At 63.4% G+C, this 24,739-nt stretch carries 19 protein-coding genes; 8 read left to right on the forward strand and 11 right to left on the reverse strand.

Going from position 1 to position 24,739, the window contains the following annotated elements; all coding sequences use genetic code 11:
• Positions 1-31: 31 nt before the first annotated feature.
• The 4 genes from glgX to treY all read left to right on the forward strand — a co-directional run bounded on the left by glgX (position 32) and on the right by treY (position 9,357).
• The gene (gene glgX / locus FQ705_RS01760) at positions 32-2,251 is read left to right on the forward strand and encodes a glycogen debranching protein GlgX (protein ID WP_144137755.1); all 2,220 of its coding nucleotides are present in this window, start codon (positions 32-34) and stop codon (positions 2,249-2,251) included.
• A gap of 130 nt (positions 2,252-2,381) precedes the next feature.
• Positions 2,382-4,304 (forward strand): malto-oligosyltrehalose trehalohydrolase, encoded by a 1,923-nt coding sequence (gene treZ, locus FQ705_RS01765; protein ID WP_144137756.1) that lies wholly within the window; start codon positions 2,382-2,384, stop codon positions 4,302-4,304.
• Entirely contained in the window at positions 4,301-6,514 is a 2,214-nt protein-coding gene (gene malQ, locus FQ705_RS01770) for a 4-alpha-glucanotransferase (RefSeq protein ID WP_144137757.1), read from the forward strand. The genes treZ and malQ overlap by 4 nt, the downstream gene beginning before the upstream one ends.
• The gene (treY, locus tag FQ705_RS01775; RefSeq protein WP_144137758.1) at positions 6,511-9,357 is read left to right on the forward strand and encodes a malto-oligosyltrehalose synthase; all 2,847 of its coding nucleotides are present in this window, start codon (positions 6,511-6,513) and stop codon (positions 9,355-9,357) included. The genes malQ and treY overlap by 4 nt, the downstream gene beginning before the upstream one ends.
• Positions 9,358-9,452: 95 nt before the next feature.
• On the opposite strand, the gene FQ705_RS01780 is transcribed toward treY, so the two are convergent.
• A complete protein-coding gene (locus tag FQ705_RS01780; protein WP_144137759.1) occupies positions 9,453-9,899 on the reverse strand; it encodes a nuclear transport factor 2 family protein in 447 nt (148 codons plus the stop codon).
• Between the two features lie 153 nt (positions 9,900-10,052).
• Here FQ705_RS01780 and FQ705_RS01785 point away from each other — a divergent pair, with 153 nt between their 5' ends.
• Together FQ705_RS01785 and FQ705_RS01790 are read left to right on the forward strand one after the other, a co-directional pair.
• Positions 10,053-10,706 carry a TetR/AcrR family transcriptional regulator gene (locus FQ705_RS01785; RefSeq protein WP_144137760.1) on the forward strand — a complete coding sequence of 218 codons (654 nt, stop codon included), beginning with the start codon at positions 10,053-10,055 and terminating at the stop codon, positions 10,704-10,706.
• Positions 10,707-10,717: 11 nt separating this feature from the next.
• Positions 10,718-12,169, forward strand: coding sequence for a dipeptidase (locus FQ705_RS01790; RefSeq protein ID WP_144137761.1), 1,452 nt, complete (start codon positions 10,718-10,720; stop codon positions 12,167-12,169).
• A 35-nt stretch (positions 12,170-12,204) separates the two neighbouring features.
• On the opposite strand, the gene FQ705_RS01795 is transcribed toward FQ705_RS01790, so the two are convergent.
• From FQ705_RS01795 to FQ705_RS01805, 3 genes are all read right to left on the reverse strand, one after another.
• The gene (locus tag FQ705_RS01795) at positions 12,205-12,927 is read right to left on the reverse strand and encodes a sulfite exporter TauE/SafE family protein (RefSeq protein WP_144137762.1); all 723 of its coding nucleotides are present in this window, start codon (positions 12,925-12,927) and stop codon (positions 12,205-12,207) included.
• 111 nt (positions 12,928-13,038) lie between these two features.
• The gene (locus FQ705_RS01800; protein WP_144137763.1) at positions 13,039-14,382 is read right to left on the reverse strand and encodes a hemolysin family protein; all 1,344 of its coding nucleotides are present in this window, start codon (positions 14,380-14,382) and stop codon (positions 13,039-13,041) included.
• Positions 14,383-14,474: 92 nt separating this feature from the next.
• Entirely contained in the window at positions 14,475-15,281 is an 807-nt protein-coding gene (locus tag FQ705_RS01805; RefSeq protein WP_144137764.1) for a sensor histidine kinase, read from the reverse strand.
• 187 nt (positions 15,282-15,468) lie between these two features.
• Here FQ705_RS01805 and FQ705_RS01810 point away from each other — a divergent pair, with 187 nt between their 5' ends.
• The gene (locus FQ705_RS01810) at positions 15,469-15,810 is read left to right on the forward strand and encodes an FKBP-type peptidyl-prolyl cis-trans isomerase (RefSeq protein WP_144137765.1); all 342 of its coding nucleotides are present in this window, start codon (positions 15,469-15,471) and stop codon (positions 15,808-15,810) included.
• Positions 15,811-15,843: 33 nt separating this feature from the next.
• Complete coding sequence (locus FQ705_RS01815; protein WP_144137766.1) at positions 15,844-16,623, forward strand: helix-turn-helix transcriptional regulator; 780 nt, start codon at positions 15,844-15,846, stop codon at positions 16,621-16,623.
• Positions 16,624-16,686: 63 nt separating this feature from the next.
• Here FQ705_RS01815 and FQ705_RS01820 read toward each other — a convergent pair whose 3' ends face one another.
• From FQ705_RS01820 to trpA, 7 genes are all read right to left on the reverse strand, one after another.
• A complete protein-coding gene (locus FQ705_RS01820) occupies positions 16,687-17,877 on the reverse strand; it encodes an O-succinylhomoserine sulfhydrylase (protein ID WP_144137767.1) in 1,191 nt (396 codons plus the stop codon).
• Between the two features lie 287 nt (positions 17,878-18,164).
• Positions 18,165-19,715 carry an amidophosphoribosyltransferase gene (purF, locus tag FQ705_RS01825; protein ID WP_144137768.1) on the reverse strand — a complete coding sequence of 517 codons (1,551 nt, stop codon included), beginning with the start codon at positions 19,713-19,715 and terminating at the stop codon, positions 18,165-18,167.
• A gap of 149 nt (positions 19,716-19,864) precedes the next feature.
• The gene (locus FQ705_RS01830; protein WP_144137769.1) at positions 19,865-20,359 is read right to left on the reverse strand and encodes a CvpA family protein; all 495 of its coding nucleotides are present in this window, start codon (positions 20,357-20,359) and stop codon (positions 19,865-19,867) included.
• Positions 20,360-20,366: 7 nt separating this feature from the next.
• On the reverse strand, positions 20,367-21,302 hold the full coding sequence (locus FQ705_RS01835) for an SPOR domain-containing protein (protein ID WP_144137770.1): 936 nt from the start codon (positions 21,300-21,302) through the stop codon (positions 20,367-20,369).
• A gap of 29 nt (positions 21,303-21,331) precedes the next feature.
• Positions 21,332-22,642 (reverse strand): bifunctional tetrahydrofolate synthase/dihydrofolate synthase, encoded by a 1,311-nt coding sequence (gene folC, locus FQ705_RS01840; RefSeq protein WP_144137771.1) that lies wholly within the window; start codon positions 22,640-22,642, stop codon positions 21,332-21,334.
• 293 nt (positions 22,643-22,935) lie between these two features.
• Positions 22,936-23,808: an acetyl-CoA carboxylase, carboxyltransferase subunit beta gene (gene accD / locus FQ705_RS01845; RefSeq protein ID WP_144137772.1), complete on the reverse strand. Its 873-nt coding sequence runs from the start codon at positions 23,806-23,808 to the stop codon at positions 22,936-22,938.
• An 81-nt stretch (positions 23,809-23,889) separates the two neighbouring features.
• Positions 23,890-24,702 (reverse strand): tryptophan synthase subunit alpha, encoded by an 813-nt coding sequence (gene trpA / locus FQ705_RS01850; RefSeq protein ID WP_144137773.1) that lies wholly within the window; start codon positions 24,700-24,702, stop codon positions 23,890-23,892.
• Positions 24,703-24,739 lie beyond the last annotated feature (37 nt).

A 24,739-nucleotide genomic window follows, 5' to 3' on the forward strand; every position in this document is an offset into this window, starting at 1 on the left:
CGTTCATAAAACAGAACAAGGAAGGGGAATCATGTCGCATGCAATGCCCGACCGGCTGTTGCCCGGCTCGCCCTATCCGCTCGGCGCCAGCTGGGATGGCCTCGGCGTCAACTTCGCGGTGTTCTCGGCGAACGCGCAGAAAATCGAGCTTTGCCTGTTCGATCCCACCGGCAGAAAGGAAATCCGCCGCTACACCCTGCCGGAATGCACCGACGAGGTCTGGCACGGCTATCTGCCGAACGCCCATCCCGGCACGGCCTATGGTTTTCGCGCGCATGGGCCGTATCAGCCGCAGCATGGGCATCGTTTCAATCCGCACAAACTGTTGCTCGATCCGTATGCGCGCAAACTGGTCGGACAGTTTCGCTGGTCGGACGCGCTCTTCAGTTACCGCGTGCATTCGAATCGCGCCGACCTCTCCATCGACCGGCGCGACTCGGCGCCGGCCATGCCGAAGTGCGTAGTGATCGACGAGGCGTTCGACTGGTCGCATGACAAGCGTCCCAACGTGCCGTGGGGCGAGACGGTGATCTACGAAACGCACGTGCGCGGCGCCTCGATGTTGCGCGCGGATTTGCGTCAGCATGAACGCGGCACGTTTGCCGCGCTGGCTTCGCCGGAGTTCATCGATCATTTGCTGAAGCTCGGTGTGACCGCAGTGGAATTGCTGCCCGTCCACGCGTTTCTGAACGACCGTTTTCTGGTGGAGCGCGGTTTGCGCAACTACTGGGGCTACAACACGGCGGCTTTCTTCGCGCCGGAGCCGTCGTATCTGAGCACGCATCGTCTCGACGAAATGCGCATTGCCGTGCGCCAGTTACACGCGGCGGGCATCGAGGTGATTCTCGACGTGGTCTACAACCACACCTGCGAAGGCAACGAGATGGGCCCGACCGTCTCATGGCGCGGACTCGATAACGCCAGCTATTACCGCCTGATTCCAGGCGACGAACGCCACCATATCAACGACACCGGCTGCGGCAACACGGTCAATCTGGCCCACCCGCGCGTGCTGCAAATGGTGATGGACTCACTGCGCTACTGGTCGACGGCCTTCAATATCGACGGCTTCCGTTTCGATCTCGGCGTCACGCTCGGACGCGAGCAACATGGCTTCGATCCCGGCTCGGGTTTTTTCGACGCGTTGCGCCAGGACCCGATCCTGTCGCAACGCAAGCTGATTTCGGAGCCGTGGGACATCGGCCCAGGCGGCTATCAACTCGGCAATCATCCGCCCGGGTTTGGCGAATGGAACGACCGTTTTCGCGATACCGTGCGGCGCTTCTGGCGCGGCGACGCCGGCTTGCGCCCCGATCTCGCCGCACGTTTGACCGGCTCGGCCGATCTGTTCAACCGGCGCTTCAGAAAGCCGTGGGCATCGGTCAACTTTGTCACCTCGCACGACGGATTTACCTTGGCCGACGTGACCGCCTACGAGAAGAAGCACAACGAAGCGAACCGCGAAGACAACAACGACGGCCACAACGAAAACTGCAGCCGCAACTGGGGCGTGGAAGGTCCGAGCGACGATCCGGCGATTCTCGCCACGCGCAAGCGCGTAGCCCGCTCGCTGATCGCTACGCTGCTGATGGCACTCGGCACGCCGATGGTACTGGCCGGCGACGAATCGCTGCGCACGCAGAGCGGCAACAACAACGCGTATTGCCAGGATAACGACCTGTCGTGGATCGACTGGGAGCGCGCGCAATCGCCGGATGGGCTTCAGATGAGCGCATTCGTCGCGCGAGTGATTGCATTGCGCAAACAGCATCCACTGCTGCGCGAAACGCGCTTTCTGTTCGGCGACCGCGAAGTCTTGCCGGGCCTGTTCGACGTCGGCTGGTTCGACGAACACGGCGACCCGCTCACCATCGAAGCCTGGCAGGACCCTGAAGGCCGCGCATTCACGCTACGTCGCGCCGGTCCAGGTTTGAATGGCGAAACGGAAGTATTGTTGATGATGTTGAACGCCAATCAGGACCCGCTGCGTTTTACGCCGCCCGCGCCGCACCTGGAATGGCATGTGCTGTTGAACACTGCTGAGCCGGAGAACGAGCCGCGTCGACTGGCCACTGTCGATATCGAAGTGGCTGCGCATGGTCTCGTGATGCTGGCCGCGCAACCGGTCGGCGAGGCCGACTGGCAGGCTGGCTGGAAAGCCGGTGCGCAGCATGGGCCGCGACTGCTGACGGCGTTGCCACCCGATCCAGGCGCGCACCCGCCCTCGGGCGATAAGTCGCCGACGACGTAAGCGGTCAGGTCGGCGAGCACGGGGCGGCACTCGAACAGTTGCAGGGCGGCCGCGTCAGCGCGCGAGGGATCGCAGACACCATCCCTCGCGCGCGACGCGGCCGGAAAGCAAAACCGAATGGTGATGAATCATGTCCGACAATCCGATCGATCCTCACGCGCATCATCACGCGCATTGCCTGCCGTTCGGCGCACAGTTGCTGGGCGCGGCGGGCACGAAGCCGCGCACGCGGTTTCGTTTCTGGGCGCCTTCGTGCAAGACCGTGCACGTCGACGTGGAAACTGGACCGGCCCAAGGCGCGCATGAGATGGCGCCTGCCGGCAATGGCTGGTTCGAGGCGACCGTCGAGAGCGGCGCGGGCACGCTGTATCGCTTCCGGCTAGACGGCGAACATGCGGTGCCCGATCCTGCCTCGCGTTTCCAGCCGCAGGACGTGCATGGGCCGAGCGAAGTGATCGACCCGCGCGCTTATCGTTGGGAACACACGAACTGGCATGGCCGCCCGTGGGAAGAAACAGTGCTGTACGAGTTGCACGTCGGCACGATGGGAGGTTACGCGGGTGTACAGAAGCGCCTGCCGGCGCTCGCTGCGCTCGGCGTCACCGCGATCGAACTGATGCCGCTGAACGACTTTCCCGGCAAGCACAACTGGGGCTACGACGGCGTGCTGCCATACGCGCCCGACTCCGCTTATGGCCGCCCGGATGAACTGAAAGCGCTGGTCGACGCCGCACACGGTCTCGGCCTGATGGTCTTTCTCGATGTGGTCTACAACCACTTCGGACCCGACGGCAACTATCTGCACGAATACGCCCGCTCGTTCTTCCGCGAAGGCACGCAAACGCCTTGGGGGCCGGCCATCGATTTCGAGCGCAGCGAAGTCAGCGACTTCTTTACGGATAACGCGGTCTACTGGATCAACGAATATCGCATCGACGGGCTGCGTTTCGACGCCGTGCATGCGATCGACAATCATGCGTGGCTGCGCGAATTGTCCGACCATATCCGCACCAAGGTGCAACACGGCCGGCAGGTGCATCTCGTGCTGGAGAATGAGCACAACAGCGCGAACCTGCTGGAGACGCATTTCGACGCGCAATGGAACGACGACGCGCACAACACGCTGCACGTGCTGCTCACAGGCGAAACCGAAGGCTACTACCACGCTTACGAAGACCAGCCGATCCGGCGGCTCGCCCGCGTGCTGTCGGAAGGTTTCGCGTACCAGGGCGACCCGTCGCCGATTCATGACGGCAAGCCACGCGGCGAGCCGAGTGGACATCTGTCGCCGACCTCGTTCGTGATGTTTTTGCAAAACCACGATCAGATCGGTAATCGCGCATTCGGCGAACGGTTGCGCAAGCTCACGTCCGACGACGCATTGCGCGCGGCAACCGGCTTGCTGTTGTTGTCGCCGCAGATCCCGCTGCTGTTCATGGACGAGGAATACGGCTCCACGCAGCCATTCCTGTTTTTCACCGATTACACCGGCGATCTGGCCGACGCCGTACGCGAAGGACGGCGACGCGAATTCGCGCGCTTTTCTGCGTTCAGCGACGAACAGCGCCGCGCGCAGATTCCCGATCCGAACGATGTGAAGACTTTCGCCGCATCGTCGCCGCCGGACTCCCCACAGTCATCGGAACTCAGCGATGAAGCGGCGAGAGACCGGCTTGACTGGCTGCACTTCTACAAATCCGCGCTGGCCGTGCGGGCCAAATTGATCACGCCGCGTCTGAAGCATGGCAAGGCGCTCGGCGCCAAGGTGCTGAGCGCGGCGAATGGCGAAGATGCCCATGCGCTGATCGCCCGCTGGAAACTGGGCGATGGCGAAACGCTTTCGATCGCGTTGAATCTGTCGAAAGAAGACGTCCGGCTGACCGACGTGCCGCCCGGCAAGATGATCTTCGAAACACCGCCGCGTGTACGCGATCAAATCGGCTTATACGTGCTGCCGCCGAATACCTTCGTCGCCTGGCTGACCGGCGACGTCAGCGACTATGCCATCGGCCACGATGCCCGCATCGCGGGCCAACAGGAGCGCCACGCGTGATTACCCGACGCCCCAGCGACACGATCGTCACACTCGCCACGCGCGCCGGCTTCGAGGTGCAGTGGCAGGACGCGCATCACATCACCCAGCATGTGCCGGGGACCACGCTCGCCGTGCTGCTCGAACGCATGGGCTTGCCTTGCGGCAACGCCACGCAAATCCGCCAGAGCGCCGCCGCGCTGGATGCCGAGTTGTCCGGCCGCAAATTGCCACCGCTCATGACCGCGGAAGTGGGCCGAGGTATCGCGTTGCCCGCCGCGGCAATCAAATCCGGCAGTCATTATCGAATCGAACTGGAAAGCGGCTCGATCATCGACGGCCGTTTTACGGCGCCCAAAGGCGAGGAAGCCCTACTCGCGCCGATCGACGAACCCGGTTATCACACGCTCGTGATCAACGACCAGCGCGTGACGCTCGCCGTCGCCCCGCCACGCTGCTTTACCGTCGCCGACGCATGGCGCACGCTGCCGGGTAACGAAGACAGCAACGCGCCTCCGCTATGGGGCATCGCCGCGCAGCTTTACGGCTTGCGTCGTACGGGCGACGGTGGCATCGGCGATTACTCGTCGCTGGCGCAACTCGCCGTGCACAGCGCGCAACGTGGCGCGCATGCGCTTGCCGTCAGTCCGACTCACGCGATGTTCAGCGCGGAGCCCGAGCGTTTCAGTCCGTATTCGCCGTCGTCGCGCTTGTGGTTGAACGTTACGCATATCGACCCCGCCGCCGTGTTCGGCGCAGACGCCCTCAGTGCTGCGCTTGACGCGGTGCAGGGCACCGGCACGTGGACGAAACTCGAAACCTTGCCGTTGATCGATTGGCCGAACGCGGTCGTGCTCAAGCTGAAGATCTTGCGTCACCTGTACGAACAGTTCTGCAAGCAGGACCGCGCGAGGCAGACGGCACGCGCGCTGGAATTCCACGGTTTCTGCGAGCGCGCCGGACGTGCGCTCGAAGATCACGCGCGTTTCGAAGCGCTACAGGCGGATCAGCTTTCGCAGGAAGGCGGCAACGGCCATTGGCGCAACTGGCCCGAGGCGCTGCGCGATCCGCGCAGTCCGGAGGTCGAGGCTTTCGCCGAGGCGCATCGTCACGAGGTCGATTTCCATCTGTTCATGCAATGGCTCGCCGCCAAAGGTCTCTCGCATGCGCAGCACGCGGCGAACGAGGCCGGCATGGCCGTCGGCCTGATCGCCGACCTCGCGGTCGGATGCGATAGCGCCGGCAGCCATGCGTGGTCGTATCGCGACGACATGCTGCAAGGCGTCTCGGTCGGCGCGCCGCCCGATCTGTTCAACCAGGCGGGACAAGCGTGGGGCCTCACCACCTTTTCACCGCGCGCCATGCGCACCCAAGGTTTCTCTGCCTTTATCGATATGTTGCGCGCGGCGTTCGCGCACGCCGGCGGCATCCGCATCGATCACATTCTCGGCTTGCGGCGCCTGTGGCTCGTGCCCGAAGGCGAAAGCGCGCGCCACGGCGCCTATCTGCGCTATCCGCTCGAAGACCTGCTGCGGCTGATCGCGCTCGAATCGTGGCGGCATCGCGCGATCGTGATCGGCGAGGATCTCGGCACCGTGCCGCCCGGGTTTCGCGAGCGGCTCGACGAACATGGCCTCGCCGGCATTCGCGTGCTGTGGTTCGAAGGCGCACACGGCGGCAAGGGTTTCAAGCCGCCACACGAATGGGACCGCAATGCGGTTGGCACTACCACCACACACGATCTGCCGACAATCGCCGGCTGGTGGCGCGGCAGTGACATCACGTGGCGCAACAGGATCGGCCAGACGATGGCGCGCGCCGATGGCCGCGATGCCGAAGAAGTCGCGCAGGAGGAACGCGCGCACGACCGCGCCGAGTTGTGGCACGCCTTTCAGCAAGCCGGCGTGGCTGCGCCGGATGTCGCTGCGCCGCCGCCCGATAGCGCGCCGGTGGATGAAGCACTGGCTTTCGTCGCCGCGACGCCCGGTCCGCTGGTCACGTTTCCGCTCGAGGATTTGCTCGGGCTGGTCGAACAGCCGAACCTGCCCGGCTCGATCGACGAGCATCCGAACTGGCGCCGCCGTGTGAGTCTGCCTGTCGACGAACTATTCGACGACGACGCGTTCTGCGACCGCCTGCTCGCAGTCGATCGCGAGCGCCGCGCGTCAGCCGATGTTGTGCCCGCTGCCGTTCCCTCTTCCAACGCTTCTTCGGAGCCTGATACGCCATGACCGTTCCGCGCTCCACGCTTCGCCTCCAGTTCCACCGAGGCTTCACCTTCGACGATGCCGCGAAGCACGTCGAGTACTTCGCCGCGCTCGGCATTAGTCACGTGTACGCGTCGCCTATCACGACGGCCGAGCCCGGCTCGATGCACGGCTACGATACCGTCGATTACACCCAGGTCAGCGCCGAATGCGGCGGCGAGGCGGGCCTCAAGCGCCTTGTCGACAAACTGCGCGCGCACAACATGGGGTTGATCGTCGACATGGTGCCGAACCATATGGGCGTGGGCGGCTCCAGTAACGCGTGGTGGCTCGATATTCTCGAATGGGGCCGTCACAGCGCCTATGCGCGCCATTTCGACGTGGACTGGCATTCGCCCGACCCGGCGTTGCGCGGCAAAGTGCTGGTGCCGACGCTCGGCGCGTCTTACGGCGACGAACTCGCGGCGGGTCGCATCGCGCTGCATTTCGACGCCGACACGGGCCGCTTTTACATCGGCTATGGCCCACATGTATTCCCTGTGTGCCCGACCGATTACGCGTCGATTCTGCAAAGCGCCGATCGCGCGGACCTCAGCGCGCTCGCCGAACGTTTCCACGGTCTGACGACGCAACCTGCCGATCATCCGCGCGCCGCCGAAGGACGCGAGACACTGCGCGAGTTCGTCAGACAGCACGGCGACTCGGCAATCGGGATCGCACTGCAGGCGTATGCGCCCGGCGATCCGGTGACACGCGACCGCTTGCATCGGTTGATCGAGCGGCAGCATTTCCGGCTGGCATGGTGGCGCACCGCGTCCGACGAGGTGAACTGGCGGCGCTTCTTCGACATCTCGACACTGGCCGGCGTGCGCGTGGAGCGCCCCGAAGTATTCGACGCCGTGCACGCGCTGATTTTCCGTCTGTATCAGGAAGGGCTGATCGACGGCTTGCGAATCGATCACGTGGACGGTCTCGCCGAGCCGCGCGAATACTGTCAGCGCTTGCGCCAGCGTCTCACGGAACTGCGCGACACGACACCGTATGTCGTGGTGGAAAAGATTCTCGGCCGTGGCGAGCCGCTGCGCGACGACTGGCCCGTGGACGGCACGACGGGCTACGATTTCATGAGCGACGTGGGCGCATTGCTGCACGACCCGGCAGGTGCCGAACCGCTCGCGCAAACATGGACCGACATCACCGGTCGTAGTCCCCGTTTCGAGGATGAAGCAGTGGCGGCCCGCCGCAAGATCCTTGCGGAAAATCTCTCGGCGGAACTGGATCGGGCCGCCCGTGCGTTGCATCGCATTGCACGCGACTCGCTGACCACGCGCGATTTCACTTTCACGACGCTGCGTCGCGTGCTGACGGAACTGGTCGTGCATTTCCCCGTGTACCGCGTCTATCCGCAGAACAGCCTGCGCAGCGCCACCGATAACGTCTATTTCGATCAGGCGCTCGAAGGCGCACGGCAGTCGCTGTCGCGCGCGGATCATGTCGTGCTCGATCGCGTGAATGCGTGGCTCGGCGGCAGCGCAGAGGAAACGCCGGCCGGTCGTCCCGGCACGCCGTCGCCGTTAGGTCCGAACGCCGCGCCGCCGACTCATGCGGGTTCTTCGCGGCGTACCGCGCAAACGCTCTTTTCGCAGTTGACCGCGCCGGTCGCGGCAAAAGCCGTGGAAGACACAGCGTGCTATCGCTATGGCCGCTTGCTGTCGCGCAATGAGGTCGGCTCGGACCCCGGCGAGTTTTCGCTGTCGGTCGACCGGTTTCATGCGGCGAATCTGGAGCGCTCGCAGCGTTTTCCTCACGCGATGCTCGCCACCGCTACGCACGATCACAAACGCGGTGAGGACGTGCGGGCGCGGCTTGCGGTTCTGAGCGAAATCGCGCCGGAGTGGAGCGCGATCCTGCGCGCATGGTCTACGCTGAACGCGCCGTATCGGCGTGCACTCGATGGCAAACCGGCCGGTAACGCCGAGGACGACTGGGCGCCCGGCCCCGCCGCCGAAGCGATGCTGTATCAGACGCTGGTCGGCTGCTGGCCGCTGGACCTGCGACCGGACGACGCGCAAGGCGTCGAGGCACTGGCCGAACGCGTCGCACAATGGCAACTGAAGGCGCTGCGCGAAGCGAAGCTGCAAACCAACTGGCTCGCTCCGGACGAAGCGTATGAGGCCGGTTGCCGAGATTTCCTGTTCGACATTCTGGCGCCCGAGCGACGCGACGGGTTTCTAAAACAGTTGGCCGCGTTCGTCGCACGAATTAGCCGCGCCGGTGCGCTCAATAGTTTGCAGCAGACTGTGTTGCGGCTCGCATCGCCTGGGATTCCCGATCTTTATCAAGGCACCGAGTTGTGGGACTTCAGTCTGGTCGATCCGGACAACCGACGGCCCGTCGATTTCGGCAAGCGCGCGGCGATGCTCGTGCAAACGCCGCCCTCGGAGTTCCTGTCGAGCTGGCACGATGGACGCGTCAAGCTCGCGGTGATCCAGCGCGTGCTGGCATTGCGCGCGCATTTGCCGGAGCTACTCAGTCAGAGCGAGTATCTGCCGCTCACCGTGCGCGGCACGCATGCAGCGAATGTGATTGCGTTCGCGCGACGGCACGGCAACGCCTGGGCTGTCGTCGTGGCGAGTCGGCTCGCTGACGCTCTGCTCGGCGAGCAAGGCGATGTGCCGATGATCGATCCCGAAGCATGGGCCGACACCGCCGTGGAGATGCCGTCCGATCTGTCCTCGCGTGCGTTGTTCGACTGGCTGAGTCCAGCCGCACCCAAGGTCGATGAAAACGGACTGCTGTCTCTGCGCGATGCACTCGGCGCCATGCCGGTCGCGGTGCTGGTGGAGGACGGGGTGCCGCGTAGTTGATGGTTGGTATGCCGGCGAAATAGAGGCGGTTAGAGCGCACGCGCTTTAACCGCCTTTTTCATCATGGGCTTTTGCAAAATGATGCAACGCCCCGCTCAGGCGTTCGGTTGTTGCTGTGCCCGTTTGACCGCTTCGGCCATCTGCTCCGCAACACGTCGCGTGTCCCAATACACCTGCCCTTTATACATCCGGTCGCCACGCAGATTGAAACGGTCGACGCCGAGCCAACTGAGCTTTTCTCCCGCCACGGTGGCCGACGCTTGCCATTCGATCATGACAGCGTCGCCGGTCGGCGCCCATTGAAGCACGTCTACTTTCAGGTCTGGAAGCTGGGCCAACACCTGACGGAAATGTTCCACCACGCCCTCCCGATTGGCGGGTTCGGTCATAGGGGGAATCAGATTTTGCGTGTCTTCGTGCATCAGAACTCGCAAATTGTCGGCGACGGGGTTTTGCCACTCCGCCGCGAACTGTTGGACGGCTTTCTGCGCGTTGGCGAGTTGCTCTGCCGTAGGCGAAACGTATTGTCCTGCTGAGGCCATGTTGATCTACTCCTGAATGTATGGCTGATTGACGGCGCCGTTCGTTTACGTCCCTGCGATGAGCTCGATTCCACATCCACAGAGATTTTCACATACATCGTGTATGTATACTACAATCAGGATGTGAAAAATCAAGAGACAAATTTCGACCTCATGCCGACCGCAGACGCGCCGCCCAAATCCCGCCGCGAGGAGTACGCGGACGCTACCCGTCAAGCGCTCATCAGCGCGGCAGCCGAGCTCTTTGCCGCGGAGGGCTATCAGCAGGTTGGGATCGAAGCCATTGCGCGCAGCGCGCGCGTGACACGCGGCGCGTTCTATCACCACTTTGCCGACAAAGCCGAACTCTTCGATGCGCTCATCGAGTCGCTACAGGCTTCGGCCGCATCGAGGGTGAAAACCGCGGCCGCGGCAGCGTCGAAGGCGAAGCGCATCAGCGCAGGCATCCGCGAATTTCTGGAAGTCTGTAGCGAGCCGGTGTATCGGCAACTCGTCATCGAAACCGCGCCCGCTGTGCTTGGTGCGGCGCGCTCCCGCGAGATCGAAGAGACACACGTGTATGGCCTGCTGATTCATTCGCTGACGGCGTCGCACGCCGGCAGCGAGAAAGCCCGCATGAACGCGTACCTTGCCGCGCGCATGATCGGCAGCATGGTGTGCGAAGCAGCCCAGCTGCTCGATGGCGCCGACGATCCCGCTGCGCTGAAGGCCGAAGCGTTGAAGCTCGTGGAACGCATGGTCGGCACGCTGACCGCGGAGAAGAGCCGCGCCACGCCGGCTCGCAAGTCGCCCCGCCGTCTCCCTTGAGAGGAGCACCCGTGACTATCGACTGGACAATGATCCGCACCGGCGACGCCGACACGCTGCACGACACGATCGTCGTCATCGCGGGCTGGATGATTCCGCTCGATCCACAAGCCGGGCGCGCCGATTACTTTTTGCTAGGCGCCGACGAGCCCTGCTGCGGGGGCTGCGTGCCGCGCAATCCGTCGATGTCGGTCGAGGTGCAGGCGGCCGTGCCGGTGGCCTTGCAGGCCGAGAGCGTGACGCTACGCGGCCAACTGGTGCGTCTGCTCGATGATCCGGCGGGCTGGCGGTATCGGTTGATCGATGCCGTGTTGCTCGAGCGGCCCGCCGTGCCGCTGCGCAGCTTCAGCCGGCGAGCGTTTCTCGCTTCTGGCGCGGCGCTCGGGCTGACGGCCTGCGCGCCCGGCCGCTTCGCGGGCTACACCGAGACTCAAGACAACGCTACGCCAGTCGCCGCCGGCAACGATAAGCCGACATGGCAGGCACCCGCCGGCACGCTTACCATCGATATGCACACGCACGCCGGCCGCGTAATCGTGTCGCGCGATCCCGCAATCGGTGCGCGCCGTCCGTTCGTCCCGCTCGCGAAGCCGATGCGAGCTGGCGGAATGAACGTCGTGTGTCTCGCGATCGTCACCGATACGACCGTCACGCGTGTCTCGGACAACCGCAAGCGCTTCGAGGCGTGGCGCGAGCCGGAGCCCGGTGAGTTGTATGCGCTCGGGCAGACCGAATTCCAGCGCGCGCATCAGTTGATCGAGCGCGAACAGATGCGCGTGGTGACGAACGCTGCGGCGTTAAGCGCATCCGGCGCGCTCGGCCCGTGCGTCATCATTGCCTCCGAAGGCGGGGACTTTCTCGAAGGCCGGCTGGATCGCGTCGATGAAGCCTATACGCAGTATCAGTTACGGCATTTGCAGCTGACGCACTATCGCGTGAACGAGCTCGGCGATATTCAGACCGAGCCGCCCGTGCATGGCGGTCTCACCGATGCCGGCGCGGACGTCATACGCCGCTGCAATGCGTTGGGGATAGTGGTGGATGTCGCGCACGGCACCTATGATCTCGTGAAGCGCGCCGCCGACACGTCGACCCGACCGCTGGTGCTGTCGCACTCCGCTCTGGCGAGCCATCCGGGCGCGCGCAGCCGTCTCATCACGCCCGACCACGCACGCGCGATCGCGGGTACCGGTGGCGTAATCGGCGTGTGGCCAAGCTCAGGCACGTTCAAGGATTTGCATGGGATGGCCGAGGGCGTGAAGCGCATGGCGGATCTGGTCGGCGTGGAGCATGTCGGGCTCGGCACGGACATGCTCGGGTTCATTTCGCCGCCGGTGTTCCGCAGCTATGAGCAGTTGCCCGATCTGGCCAGTGCGCTGCTGCTCGCCGGATTCTCGCCGGCGGAAGTGGGCGCGATTCTCGGCGGCAATTATCGAAGGGTGTTCGAGGCGTCTGTCGGCTGACGAATGGATCGCCGTGATCGACCTGACGCATCGCTTTATCGGGCCGCTGCCCACAGCAAAGACAGACCCGAAGACAGCATCAAGCCGTCGACGACCAGTTTGAAGGTCGCGGGACTCATGCGTACGACAATCGTCCGCGCGGCAAACGAGCCGATCATCAGCGAGGAGCCGACGATCAGGCCGTCGATCACGACATGCCAAGGCAGCGCACCGAAGTGACTGAACACCGCGACCTTGGCGGCGTAGACAGTCAATGAACCGGCTGCTTCGGTAGCGAGGAACGCACCTTTGACGAGGCCATACGACATGAACACGGGCACCGTGATCGGCCCCGTGGACACGACGATGCCGGTGAGAAAGCCCACCACGCCGCCGATCAGGGAGAGTTGCCAGAGAGAGAATTTGATCGCTCGACGCGCGAGCCAGCGCCGGGTGGGCACCATCGCGAGAAAGAACAGCCCCAGCGCGATTTCGACCGCGTGCGGCGGCAACGCAAGCAGCGTACGCACGCCCAGCGCCGCGCCCGGCACGGCGGTCACGCAGTAGGCACCGCAGGCGCGCCAGTCGATCTCGCGCCACCACGCCAGCACCTTGCCGAAGTTGCCCATGATCGCGGCGATCGCCATGATCGGCACGGCTTGCTGCGGCCCGTAGAGAACCACGAGCACGGGCATCAACATCATCGACGAGCCGGTGCCGATCACGCCGCTCAATGTGCCGGCCAGCAAACCGACGCTCAGCACCAGTAGATATCCCATGTCGCCCTCGTGCGCCGCGAAGCAAGTCCCCGAGGGACGGTGAGGACGACAATTCTACTTGAGCGGTGAGGCACCTGAAACACGATTCGCGCCACCTTCCGCCATCGCGCGTTAGCCGCCCTCGTCGTCGAAAGTCTTCGGATAAACGCGCACGAGCACGATCCGCGGCCCTTTCATTTTCTTGACGACGACATCGAAGCGATCGAATTCGACGCGCTGCCCTTCAGTAGGCAAATCGTTCAGCGCCTGAATCACCAGACCGCCAACCGACTCGGCCTTGCCTTCGTCGATATCGATCCCCAGCGCGCGTTCCAGCGACACCACCGGCAAACTGCCCTTGCCCATCAAGGTGCCGTCGTCCATGCGAGTCCAGTCGGCGTCGCCCTGACGGAATTCGTCGTGAATCTGGCCAACCAGCGCGCCCAGCAGATTGTCGAGCGTGAGGAAGCCGATCGGCTTCGAATTCTTGTGACCGACCAACGCGAAATGCGGCGCGCCCTTGCGGAAGCGGCGGAACAGTTCGAGCGCCGGCATGTCGGGCTTCACGTATTGCACGGGCCGCGCGTATTTGGAGAGATCGTCGAGCGTGCTGCCGGCGTGGCGCGCCAACAGCAAGTCCTTCAGATGGATCATGCCGGCCACGCGTTCGCCCGCCGCATCTTCAAACAACGGATAACGGCTGAAGCGATGCTGCGCGACCATCTGCATGTTTTCGCGCAAGGGCAGATCGCGCCGCAAGCCGATCATTTCGTGGGCCGGCCGCATCAGGTCCGACACGGTCATACGCGAAAAATCGAGCGAATGAGCGATGGTGTTCCACTCGTCCTGGCTGTACGCGCCATCGGGCGAGCCCAGTTCGGTCGCGACGTTGGCGCGGCGGCCGCGCAGGATCAGCTTGAGTTCGTCGGTCGAATAATGCGAGTCGTGACCGTGGTCGGCGTCGAGGCCCGCGAGCCTCAGCACCGCATTGGCGCTCGAGTTGAGCACCCAGATCGCCGGATACATCGCCCAGTAAAAACCGTACAGCGGCGTGGCGGCCCACAGTGAGACTTTCTCCGCCTCGCGAATCGCCAACGACTTCGGTGCGAGTTCGCCCACCACGATATGCAGGAACGAGATGCACGAAAACGCGAAGAACAGCGAAATGCCGTGGATCAGCTTTTCCGATTCGACGCCGAGCAAGCTGAAAACCGGCGTGAGCAATTCGGCAAACGCGGGTTCGCCGATCCAGCCAAGCCCGAGCGAGGCCAGCGTGATACCGAGCTGGCAGGCGGACAGGTATGCGTCGAGACGCCCGTGCACCTTGGCGAGCAGACGGCCGCGCATACCGTGTTTGGCGGCAAGGCTTTGCACCCGCGTCTGCCGCAGTTTGACCAGGCCGAATTCAGCGGCGACAAAAAAACCGTTGAGGGCAACGAGAAACAACGCACCGATAAGGGCGACAACCTGGATCAAAGCGAGAAGCTCCGGCAACAAAAGTTGTCAGTATAGAGCGTGAAAGCCATGTGAAAAGTTAATCGCGTACACGCGCGGTCAAGTCGGATCGCTTACCTGGCAGCGGTCGCGCTCAACGGAATGCGTAGCGAGAGCGTGGCCGGCTCGCCTGTGGTCGCATCGATCTGCTCGAAAGCGCCGCCATGCGCTTCCGCAACGCGCTTGCACAACGCGAGAACCCAGGCGATGCGCTTCGCTTCGCGCGGCTCGCCCGCCTGTTTGCGGGCAAATGCTTCGAGCACGTGTGGCAAGGCCGGATCGCTGAGTGCCGTAGCGTTCGCGTCGTACGTGACGGCAGCGTGCCACGCGCTCGTGTCGGCGCGCGTTACCAGCTTGACAGTGGCGCCCTCCACGCTTGCTTCCACGGCGAAAGTGAGCATCAGCCACAAGGCGGCAGCGAGACGCGTGCGATCGCCATTTAGTTGCTCGGTGCCGAGTTGTGAATCGACCTGGAGTTCCACGTCGCGTCGGCGCGCAAGCTCCGAGCGGACTTCTTCGACGTTCTCGTCGAGTAGCGGATGCAGCGGAAACGGCGCATACGTGAGCGCCAGCGATTTGGTTTCGGCGCGCGTGGCGTCGACGATCGTCTCGAGCAGTTTGACCTGCTGATCCACACCACTGCGAATGCCGGTGACGGCGCGCTGTGCGTTGGGGTCGTTCGCGTCGAGCTTGCGCTCGAGCACGTAGGCCCAGCTGTGAATTGCATTCAACGGACCACGCAGGTCGTGCGATACCAGCGACAGCACGTGATCGCGCATGAACAGCGCGGTTTCCGCACGCAGATACGCGGTGCGTTCGGAGACGGCGAAGCCGGAAGGAACCGGCTGTTCGCCAGCAGTTCCGGTTGAAGACGTTGTCACGATCGAGCCCTCTCAGGCAGTGCATGATGATTGAAAGAAGCCCCATTATAGGCACGGCATCCGGCACGAACACCCTGGCCGGATGGCCATTCCGGACGCAATCCGCGTGCCACGCGCAATCCTCGCCGACCGAGCGCCAACACGCCTACAATGTCGGTTTTTACGTTTTTGACCTGAGGAGCGACCTATGTCGACCGTGACTACCGATTCCGGCCTGAAGTATGAAGACATCGTTGAAGGCACCGGCACTGAAGCCGTCGCTGGCAAGACCGTCAGCGTGCACTACACCGGCTGGCTGACCGACGGCCAGAAGTTCGATTCGAGCAAAGACCGCAATGACCCGTTCGCCTTCGTGCTGGGCGGCGGCATGGTCATCAAGGGCTGGGATGAAGGCGTGCAAGGCATGAAGGTCGGCGGCACGCGCAAGCTGACGATTCCGCCGCAACTCGGTTACGGCGTGCGTGGCGCGGGCGGCGTGATTCCGCCGAACGCGACGCTCGTGTTCGAAGTCGAATTGCTCGACGTCTAAGTTTTTCGCCGTTTTGTCATTTTTCACCGTTAGATGAGCCACGCCGCCGTCACCGCCCCTAGCGTTTCGCTGCGCCGCTTCAGCGCAATCGAAGCGTCGGACGTGCACGACTTTCATCAGGTCGTGCTGGGGCTCGACGGCGCGATGGTGATGGCGGTGAACGGTGTCACACAGCAGATCGACGCCGGCGCCGCCTGGCTCGTGCCGGCGGGTTCGCGGCACGATTACGCGGGCGTCGGCGAGAATCGGCAGTTGGTGCTGGACTTGCCGGTCAATTCGCTCGCGGTGCCGGAGCGCTTGTTCGATCGCGCGCGAGCCGTGACGGTCGACGCCTCGTTCACGCAACTGGTCGATCGGATCGCGGCGCACGCCACGCACGGTGCACCTGGCAGCGATTTGACCACGCGGCGGTTTCATTGGGACGCAGCGGCCCGCCTGGGCGCTGCCCTGATCGCGGATGCCGGTACCACGGCCGGCACGCAAGCTGGCGGCACGGGCCTGGACTTCGCGCGTATCGACCGATGGTTGCGGGTGCATATGTCGGACCCGCTGCGAATCGCCGACCTCGCCGCGCATTGCGGCTTCGGCATACGCCGTTTTCATCAGCTTTTTATCGACGCATTCGGCGAGACGCCGCATCGCTATCTGCAGCGTTTGAGGCTCGATACGTCGATCACCTTGCTCGCCGATCCACGACGCTCGTTGAGCGAGATCGCGCTGGAAATCGGCTTCGGCGATCAGAGCGCGTACACGCATGCGTTCACGCGGCGCTTTGGGCTGGCGCCCGGTCAGTGGCGCGCGTTGCGCCACTGAGTTTCCGCTGCGCGAGCCGTCTTTGAACGAGCGGCCCGCTTTCTCTCAGGTCTAAAAAGGCGTTCAACCCGCCAGACCACGCTCCAGATCGCTACGCACATCCGCTGCGTTTTCCAGCCCCACTGCGAGACGAATCAGGCCTTCGGTGATGCCAGCCGCCGCGCGCGCTTCCGGCGTCACGCGACCATGCGTGGTGGTGGCCGGATGCGTGATCGTGGTGCGCGTGTCGCCGAGGTTGCCGGTGATCGAGCAGATCTTCGTGCTGTCGATCACGCGCCAGGCATTCGCGCGCATCTGCTCGGGCGTGTCGCCCTTCAACTCGAACGAAAGAATCGCGCCGCCCGACTTCTGCTGACGCATCGCCAGTTCATGCTGCGGATGCGACGCAAGACCCGGATAAAACACGCGATTCACGGCCGGATGCGATTCCAGCCAACGCGCGATTTCCAGCGCATTCGCCGACTGCTTGTCGACGCGCAGCGACAGCGTCTCCATGCCCTTGAGCAGCACCCATGCATTGAACGCGGACAGCGTCGGGCCGGCGCTGCGCACGAACGGAAAGACCTTTTCCATGATGAACTGCTTCGAGCCGACCAGCGCGCCGCCGAGCACGCGGCCCTGACCGTCGAGGAACTTGGTGGCCGAATGCATCACGACGTCGGCGCCGAGCTTCAGCGGCTGTTGCAGCGCCGGGCTACAGAAACAGTTGTCGACCACGAAGATCGCGTTCGCCGCTTTGGCGATTTTGCTGATCGCCGCGATGTCCGCCACTTCGGTCAGTGGATTCGACGGTGTTTCGAGGAAGAACATCTTCGTCTCGGGACGCACGGCATTTTTCCACGCGTCCAGATCGGTCGGATCGACGAAGGTGGTCGTAATGCCGAACTTGGTGAAGATCTGCGAGAACATGCCGAGCGTCGAGCCGAACAGCGCCTGCGAGCTGACCAGATGGTCGCCCGCCTGCAGCGTCGACATCACGACCGACATGATCGCGGCCATCCCCGACGCCGTCGCCATGCAGGCTTCACCGCCTTCGAGCGCAGCCAGGCGGTCCTGGAACATCGAGACCGTGGGGTTCGTGAAGCGCGAGTAGGTGTAGTTGTCTTCGGAGTTCTTGAATTTTTCGGCGGCGTCCGCGGCACTCGCGAACACGAAGCTCGAAGTCAGGAAGATCGCTTCCGAATGCTCGTTGAAGTCGCTGCGCGCCGTGCCCGAGCGGACTGCCAACGTATCGAAGTTCAGGGAGTCGTCCATGTTGGTTCTGGTTTCCAATGTTTCATGGCTGCGTTCGGTGCGCGATTCCGTGTGACACAGGAGCGCGATGCCAAACGGCAGCAACAAAAAAGCCCGCTTTTGCGTCGGCATAAGCGGGCTTCATGTGCGGGGTAAAGCTGGAGCGGAGGCGGATGAGTGCGGCTTTCCCACCTTTCGCTTTAGCTGTTTCGGGTTGCCCCGCGTCCGCAAGCTGAGATCAAATCGACGCAAGCCATCATGCTAACACGCTCGTAGCGTGGCGTGCAGCGCCACGCTACGAGCGCTCATCAGCCGACCGACAATTGCAGATGCAATTGCGAGCGTGCCGGCGCACCGCCGTCGATTGCATCGCTCGCGGCATCGCGGTCCGATTGCGAGGACGGTGCGAGACGCGCGGTTTCGATGCGGTCGAGGTACTCGGTGGTGATGTCGCCCGTCACGTAGTTGCCGTCGAAGCACGAGGCTTCGAATTCCCTCAGCGCCGGGTTGATGTCGCGCACCGCTTGCTTGAGCGCGTCGACGTCCTGATACACCAGGTGGTCCGCGCCGATCATGCGGGCGACTTCGTCGTCCGTGCGGCCGTGTGCGACGAGTTCGCCGCGCGTCGGCATGTCGATACCGTAGACGTTCGGGAATTTCACCGGCGGCGCTGCCGAGGCGAAGATCACCTTGTTCGCGCCAGCATCGCGCGCCATCTGCACGATTTCATGCGAGGTGGTGCCGCGCACGATCGAGTCGTCCACGATCAGCACGTTCTTGCCCTTGAACTCGATGCCCATGGCGTTCAGCTTCTGACGCACCGACTTCTTGCGTACAGCCTGACCCGGCATGATGAAGGTACGGCCGACGTAACGATTCTTGAAGAAGCCTTCGCGGTATTCCACGCCCAGCTTCTTCGCGACTTGCATCGCCGCAGGACGGGACGAATCGGGAATCGGCATCACGACGTCGATCGGAACATCGGGCAATTCGCGCTTGATCTTCTCGGCGAGGTAGTCGCCCATGCGCAGACGCACGTTGTAGACCGGCACGCCGTCGAGCACCGAGTCCGGACGCGCGAGATACACGAGTTCGAAAATGCAGGGGTTCAGGCTCGGGTTCGTCGCGCATTGCTGCGAATGCAGATTGCCTTCGATGTCGATGAAAATCGCCTCGCCCGGCGCGATGTCGCGCACGAATTCGAAACCGATACCTTCGATCGCCACCGATTCCGACGCCAGGATCCACTCGACGCCTTCCGCGGTTTCCTGCTTGCCGAGACACAACGGACGAATGCCGAACGGGTCACGGAAGCCGAGCAGACCGTAACCGGCGATCAGCGAAACGATCGCGTACGACCCGCGCACCCGACGATGCACGCCCGACACGGCCTTGAACAACGCCGCCGGGTCGAGTTGCAGGCCCGAGCTGGACAGCTGCAATTCGTGCGCGAGCACGTTGAGCATGACCTCGGTGTCGGAGTTCGTGTTGATGTGGCGGCGATCGACGCGGAACATCTCGTCTTTCAGCTGCTGCCAGTTGGTCAGATTGCCGTTGTGCGCGAGGATGATGCCGAACGGCGCGTTCACGTAGAACGGCTGGGCTTCTTCTTCGCTCGAGGCGGAACCGGCGGTCGGGTAACGGACCTGGCCGATACCGGTCGTGCCCGGCAGGCTACGCATGTTGCGCGTGCGGAACACGTCGCGCACCATGCCGTTGGCCTTATGCATGTGGAAGTTGCTGCCGTTCGCTGTCGCGATGCCGGCGGCGTCCTGACCGCGATGCTGCAGAAGCAGCAGGCTGTCATAGATCAGCTGATTGACCGGAGAGTGGGAAACTACGCCTACGATGCCGCACATGGCATGTCCTTCAAAGGTACGAAATTCGTCATGGCGATCGGTGCCTGCAAAAGCCCCCAAGCGGACCTTTCGGGCGTACTCGACGGTACGTACAGGCAGCCGGTTTGCGCCGGAGTCCTGCTGCGTTTCCTTGAGCACTCACCTGATCGTCACACTCGGACGTAGGCAGCAAGCGTCTCGGGAAGCAGCGGTTTCATTACGTGCACGCCCTCGACCGCGTAAGGTCGCAGCAAGGCGTTGCGCCAGAATTCCTGTTGGGGCAGTTCGGTCAAGCCAGCGAGGGCGACCAGAATCAGCACCAGAATGACCCCGCGCACGAGGCCGAACATCAAACCGAGCGAGCGGTCCACGCCACTCAAGCCGCTTGCCTGCACGATGCGGCTCAGGAGGGCATTCAACACGCTCGCCACCAGCACCACACCGATCGCCACCAGCGCAAAGGCCAGCAGCCATTGGGTCAACGCGCCACCCGGCCACGTGGACGGGATAAACGGCACGACGTAACCGACGAAGCGGCAAGCAATGAAAAAAGCCGCGATCCAGCCGATCAGCCCAAATATCTCAGACAAAAAGCCGCGCCATGTGCCGCGCAGCGCCGACAAACCGATCACCGCCATTACAGCGTAGTCGAAGGCCGTGAACATCGCTGGCTTACTGTGCAGTGCCGCTGTTCGCGCCCGACGTCAAGCCGGCCTCACGAACTTTCGCAATCGCGGCGGTGGCCGCTGCACGGTCGGCAAAGGGACCGGCGCGCAACAGCGTGAGCGTCGAGCCGTCTGCCTGCTTCCGATGTTCGGTATATGCGGGCACTCCGGCCGCTTTCAACTTGGCCGCCCAATTTCTTGCGTTGGTGTCGTTCGCGAAGGCGCCCAACTGGACCGCGAAACGACTGCCCGCCGGCGATGCCGGCGTGCCGGAATTCGCATTGGCACTGGCTGCGGCGGTGTTCGTGTCGTCCGTGCCCGGGGCCGGCGTGGTCGCGGCGCTATGGGTGACCGGCGGCGTGACCAAGGGTTTCGCGGCCGGTTTGGCCGGAGCGACGGGCGTGGCCGGCGTCGTGTTGGCCACCACGGCGGGCGCTTGCGGTTTCGCAGTAGCCGCTTTAGTGGCCGGCGCTGCTGTGCCCGTATCCGCGCTTTGCTGTTTGGTGGTACTGCCGGACTGCGCTTGCGCCGCAGCCGTAGCCGGCGCGAGACCGGAGGCGGCGAGCGATGCGTCGGGCGCAGCGGGGTTGTCGGGCGCGACACCGGCCTGCGTATCGTCATCGCCCTTCGCGAGTTTCGGCGCCGGGCGGTTCGGAATGTCGATGGAGATGTCGTTCGTGACCGGCTTGGGGTGCGAGTCGAGCACCATCGGCAGGATGACGACAGCCGCTACGACCATCGCGATCGCGCCGACGAGGCGCCGCCGCGCACGCTGCTTTTCCGGCAACGTAGGGTCGAGCAACATCGCATCGGCGTCGACCGTGCGCTCCGTGCGGCGGGTTCGCCGCTCCACGCGCTCACCACGAGCGGCCCGGGTGGAACTGGTATTTGCGCCGCGCCGTGTAGGCGCGTCGTCTTTCTTGCCGAACGAGAAAATTCCCATGAATCGCTTGGTTCGAGCCTGGCGCCCGTTCAGTGTTGCTGCGATTTACGGTAGGCCATCACGCCTGCTACCGTATAGAAACTGCCGAAAACCACGATTCTATCATTCTCTGACGCTCGTTTTAGCGCGTCTTGGTAGGCTTCTGCCGGTGTCGCGTAACGCGTCACGCTGCTATCGGTGCCGTTGTCCACGCCCTGCTCACGCAATGCCCGCTCCAGGTCTTCTGCCGAGGCGGCCCGCGGCGTCGGCAGATCGGTCACGCACCAGTGGTCGATTTCGCCCTTGAGATGCGTCAGCACGCCGGCAATATCCTTGTCGCGCATCGCGCCGAACACGGCATAGGTGTACGGGAAAAATCCCATGTTGCCGAGATTTTGCGATAGCACCGCGGCTGCGTGCGGATTGTGGCCGACATCCAGCACGATGGCAGGCTTGCCCGGCAACACCTGGAAGCGGCCTGGCAGCTCGACGTTGGCGAGGCCGAGGCGAATGTCCTGTGCCGAGACCGGCAAGCGGTCGCGTAGCGATTCGAGCCCCGCAAGCGCCGCCGAAGTGTTGATCAACTGATTCGCGCCGCGCAACGCCGGGTAAGCGAGCGCCGAGCGCCGCATGGTCGGGCCGACGTAACTCCACTGCTGACGCTCGCTACCCGCCTGGCCTTCATAGCGAAAATCGCGGCCGAACAACCACAGCTCCGCGCCGATTTTCTCGGCGTGATCGATCAGCGATTGCGGCGGCACCGGGTCCGCGCAGATCGCCGGCTTGCCCGGACGAAAAATGCCCGCTTTTTCGAAGCCGATTTTCTCGCGCGTGTCGCCGAGATATTCCGTGTGATCGATATCGATGCTGGTGATGATCGCGCAGTCCGTATCGAGGATGTTGACCGCGTCCAGACGGCCGCCAAGACCGACTTCGAAAATCACCGCGTCCAGTCCACGTGAGGCGAACAGGCTCATGATCGCCAGCGTCGTGAACTCGAAATAAGTCAGCGTGACCGGCTCTGCGAGGCTCATGCGTGCGGTCTCGACGGCTTCGAAATGCGGCAGGAGTTCGGCGTCGCTGGCCATCTCGCCGTTCACCCTCGCTCGCTCGTTGAACGACAGCAGATGCGGCGACGTATGGCAGCCAACCGTGAATCCGGATTTCAGCAGAATGGCTTCAAGGATCGCGCACGTCGAGCCCTTGCCGTTCGTGCCGCCGACCGTGATCACCGGACAGTCGAACGACAACTTCATCGCGTCGCGTACCTGGGTGATGCGCTCCAAACCCATGTCGATGCCGACCGGATGCGCGGATTCAAGGTGCGTGAGCCACGCTTCGAGGGTCGGGAATGTCGTCATGAGGTGAATCGCGAGTGAATCGGTTAAGCGGCGTTGCGAACAGGCGGTTTGTCTCGCGGTAGCCTGGCGGCGACGGCCGAGTCGTCCTGGCCTGCACCGCTGGGCACTTTATGCGCAGAAACATCGCCCGGCAGCGCAGAGAGTCGGCGCTGCGTTGCGAGACCGTGATTATCCTGGAAATGACAACGCGCCGCTTGATTGCTCACGCGGCGCGCTATTTTTACTGCTTTTATTGCCCTCTGGCGGCGGTCGCGCTTGACTAAGCACGCTCGCTCAGAAGGGCGACGTGTCGCTTATGCGACCGCATCAGCCGGCTGGTGGCTCAACAGCGCCATCAATTGCGCGATTTCTTCACGCAGCTTGCGACGGTCGATGATCATGTCGACCGCGCCCTTCGTCAGCAGGAATTCGGCGCGCTGGAAGCCTTCCGGCAGCTTCTCGCGCACGGTTTGCTCGATCACACGCGGGCCGGCAAAGCCGATCAGCGCCTTCGGCTCGGCGATCACCACGTCGCCGAGGAAGGCGAAACTTGCCGACACGCCGCCCATGGTCGGGTCGGTCAGCACGGAGATGAACGGAAGTTTGGCTTCGGCGAGCTTGGTCAGCATGGCCGTCGTCTTCGCCATCTGCATCAGCGACAACAGGCTTTCCTGCATGCGCGCACCGCCCGAAGCCGTGAAGCAGATAAACGGCACTTTCTGTTCGAGCGCGTTCTGCGCGCCGCGCGCGAAGCGCTCGCCAACCACCGAACCCATCGAGCCGCCCATGAACGAGAACTCGAAGCAGGCCACGACCACCGGCAGTGTGTGGATTGCGCCGCCCATCACGACCATGGCATCGGTTTCGTCGGTGTCGTCCATCGCCTCTTTCAGGCGATCCGGGTACTTGCGGCTGTCCTTGAACTTCAATGCATCGACCGGAACGATTTCCTGGCCGATTTCGTAGCGGCCTTCCGGATCGAGCAGGCCGTCGAGCCGCTCACGGGCGCCGATGCGCATGTGGTGGTCGCACTTCGGGCAAACGTGCAGATTAGCCTCGACGTCATTGCGATACAGCACGGCTTCGCACGACGGGCACTTGATCCACAGGCCTTCCGGAATCCCCTTGCGGTTCTTCGGGTCGGTTTGTTTGATTTTCGGCGGCAGCAGCTTATCGAGCCAGCTCATAGTGAATCCTTCTGGAGTCAACGGTCGCGCAAACGGCGGGGATCAACCCGCCGCTCACACTACAGACGACAAAAATAACTGTTATCGGGCAGTCGCGGCACCGTCGAGCGCCTCGCGCACCTCTGCGACGAAACGCGTGAGCGCTTCGGCGGCGGCTTCGGGGGCCGCCTGTTCGAGCAATTGCACGATACGGCTGCCGATCACCACGGCATCGGACACCTCGGCGACCAGACGCGCAGTTTGCGCGTCGCGGATGCCGAAACCGACGCCTACCGGCAGGGGTACGCGCGACTTGATGGCCGGGATTTTACTCGCGATGCTGGAAACGTCCAGATTTCCCGCTCCGGTCACCCCTTTCAACGATACGTAGTAGACATAGCCGCTGGCGATTTTGCCGACTTCCGCAATGCGCTCGTCCGTGGACGTGGGGGCCAGCAGAAAAATCGGATCGATACCCGAGGATCGCATCTTTTCAGCGAAGTTACGGCACTCTTCCGGCGGGTAATCGACAATCAGGACGCCGTCGACACCCGCCTCTTCCGCCGCTTTCGCAAAGGCATCGACACCCATGCGCTCGACCGGATTGGCATAGCCCATCAACACGACCGGCGTCGTGTCATTTGTCTCGCGGAAGCGCTTGACGTCGGCAATTACGCTGCGCAGCGACACGCCTTGCGCCAGGGCACGCTCGGACGACTGCTGAATGACGGGACCATCGGCCATGGGGTCGGAAAACGGCACGCCAAGTTCGATCACATCCGCGCCGCCGGCGGCGAGCGCATGCATGAACTCGACCGTGCGAGCCGGATCCGGATCACCCGCGGTCATGAACGGAATCAGACCCTTCTTACCTTGGGCGGACAGCGCGGCAAACGTATTCTTGACACGGGACATGGAAATTTCTCGGATTAAAGTCACTGCGCGGCTGCTT

Origin of the sequence: Paraburkholderia sp. BCC1884 (assembly GCF_900996225.1) — a bacterium.
GTDB lineage: Bacteria > Pseudomonadota > Gammaproteobacteria > Burkholderiales > Burkholderiaceae > Paraburkholderia.

Bases quoted from the DNA above. Each gene is read 5' to 3' on its own strand.
- glgX (WP_144137755.1), top strand. From the start codon at position 32: ATGTCGCATGCAATGCCCGACCGGCTGTTGCCCGGCTCGCCCTATCCG.
- treZ (WP_144137756.1), top strand. From the start codon at position 2,382: ATGTCCGACAATCCGATCGATCCTCACGCGCATCATCACGCGCATTGC.
- treY (WP_144137758.1), top strand. From the start codon at position 6,511: ATGACCGTTCCGCGCTCCACGCTTCGCCTCCAGTTCCACCGAGGCTTC.
- FQ705_RS01780 (WP_144137759.1), bottom strand. From the start codon at position 9,899: ATGGCCTCAGCAGGACAATACGTTTCGCCTACGGCAGAGCAACTCGCC.
- FQ705_RS01785 (WP_144137760.1), top strand. From the start codon at position 10,053: ATGCCGACCGCAGACGCGCCGCCCAAATCCCGCCGCGAGGAGTACGCG.
- FQ705_RS01795 (WP_144137762.1), bottom strand. From the start codon at position 12,927: ATGGGATATCTACTGGTGCTGAGCGTCGGTTTGCTGGCCGGCACATTG.
- FQ705_RS01810 (WP_144137765.1), top strand. From the start codon at position 15,469: ATGTCGACCGTGACTACCGATTCCGGCCTGAAGTATGAAGACATCGTT.
- FQ705_RS01815 (WP_144137766.1), top strand. From the start codon at position 15,844: ATGAGCCACGCCGCCGTCACCGCCCCTAGCGTTTCGCTGCGCCGCTTC.
- FQ705_RS01820 (WP_144137767.1), bottom strand. From the start codon at position 17,877: ATGGACGACTCCCTGAACTTCGATACGTTGGCAGTCCGCTCGGGCACG.
- purF (WP_144137768.1), bottom strand. From the start codon at position 19,715: ATGTGCGGCATCGTAGGCGTAGTTTCCCACTCTCCGGTCAATCAGCTG.
- FQ705_RS01830 (WP_144137769.1), bottom strand. From the start codon at position 20,359: ATGTTCACGGCCTTCGACTACGCTGTAATGGCGGTGATCGGTTTGTCG.
- FQ705_RS01835 (WP_144137770.1), bottom strand. From the start codon at position 21,302: ATGGGAATTTTCTCGTTCGGCAAGAAAGACGACGCGCCTACACGGCGC.
- folC (WP_144137771.1), bottom strand. From the start codon at position 22,642: ATGACGACATTCCCGACCCTCGAAGCGTGGCTCACGCACCTTGAATCC.
- accD (WP_144137772.1), bottom strand. From the start codon at position 23,808: ATGAGCTGGCTCGATAAGCTGCTGCCGCCGAAAATCAAACAAACCGAC.
- trpA (WP_144137773.1), bottom strand. From the start codon at position 24,702: ATGTCCCGTGTCAAGAATACGTTTGCCGCGCTGTCCGCCCAAGGTAAG.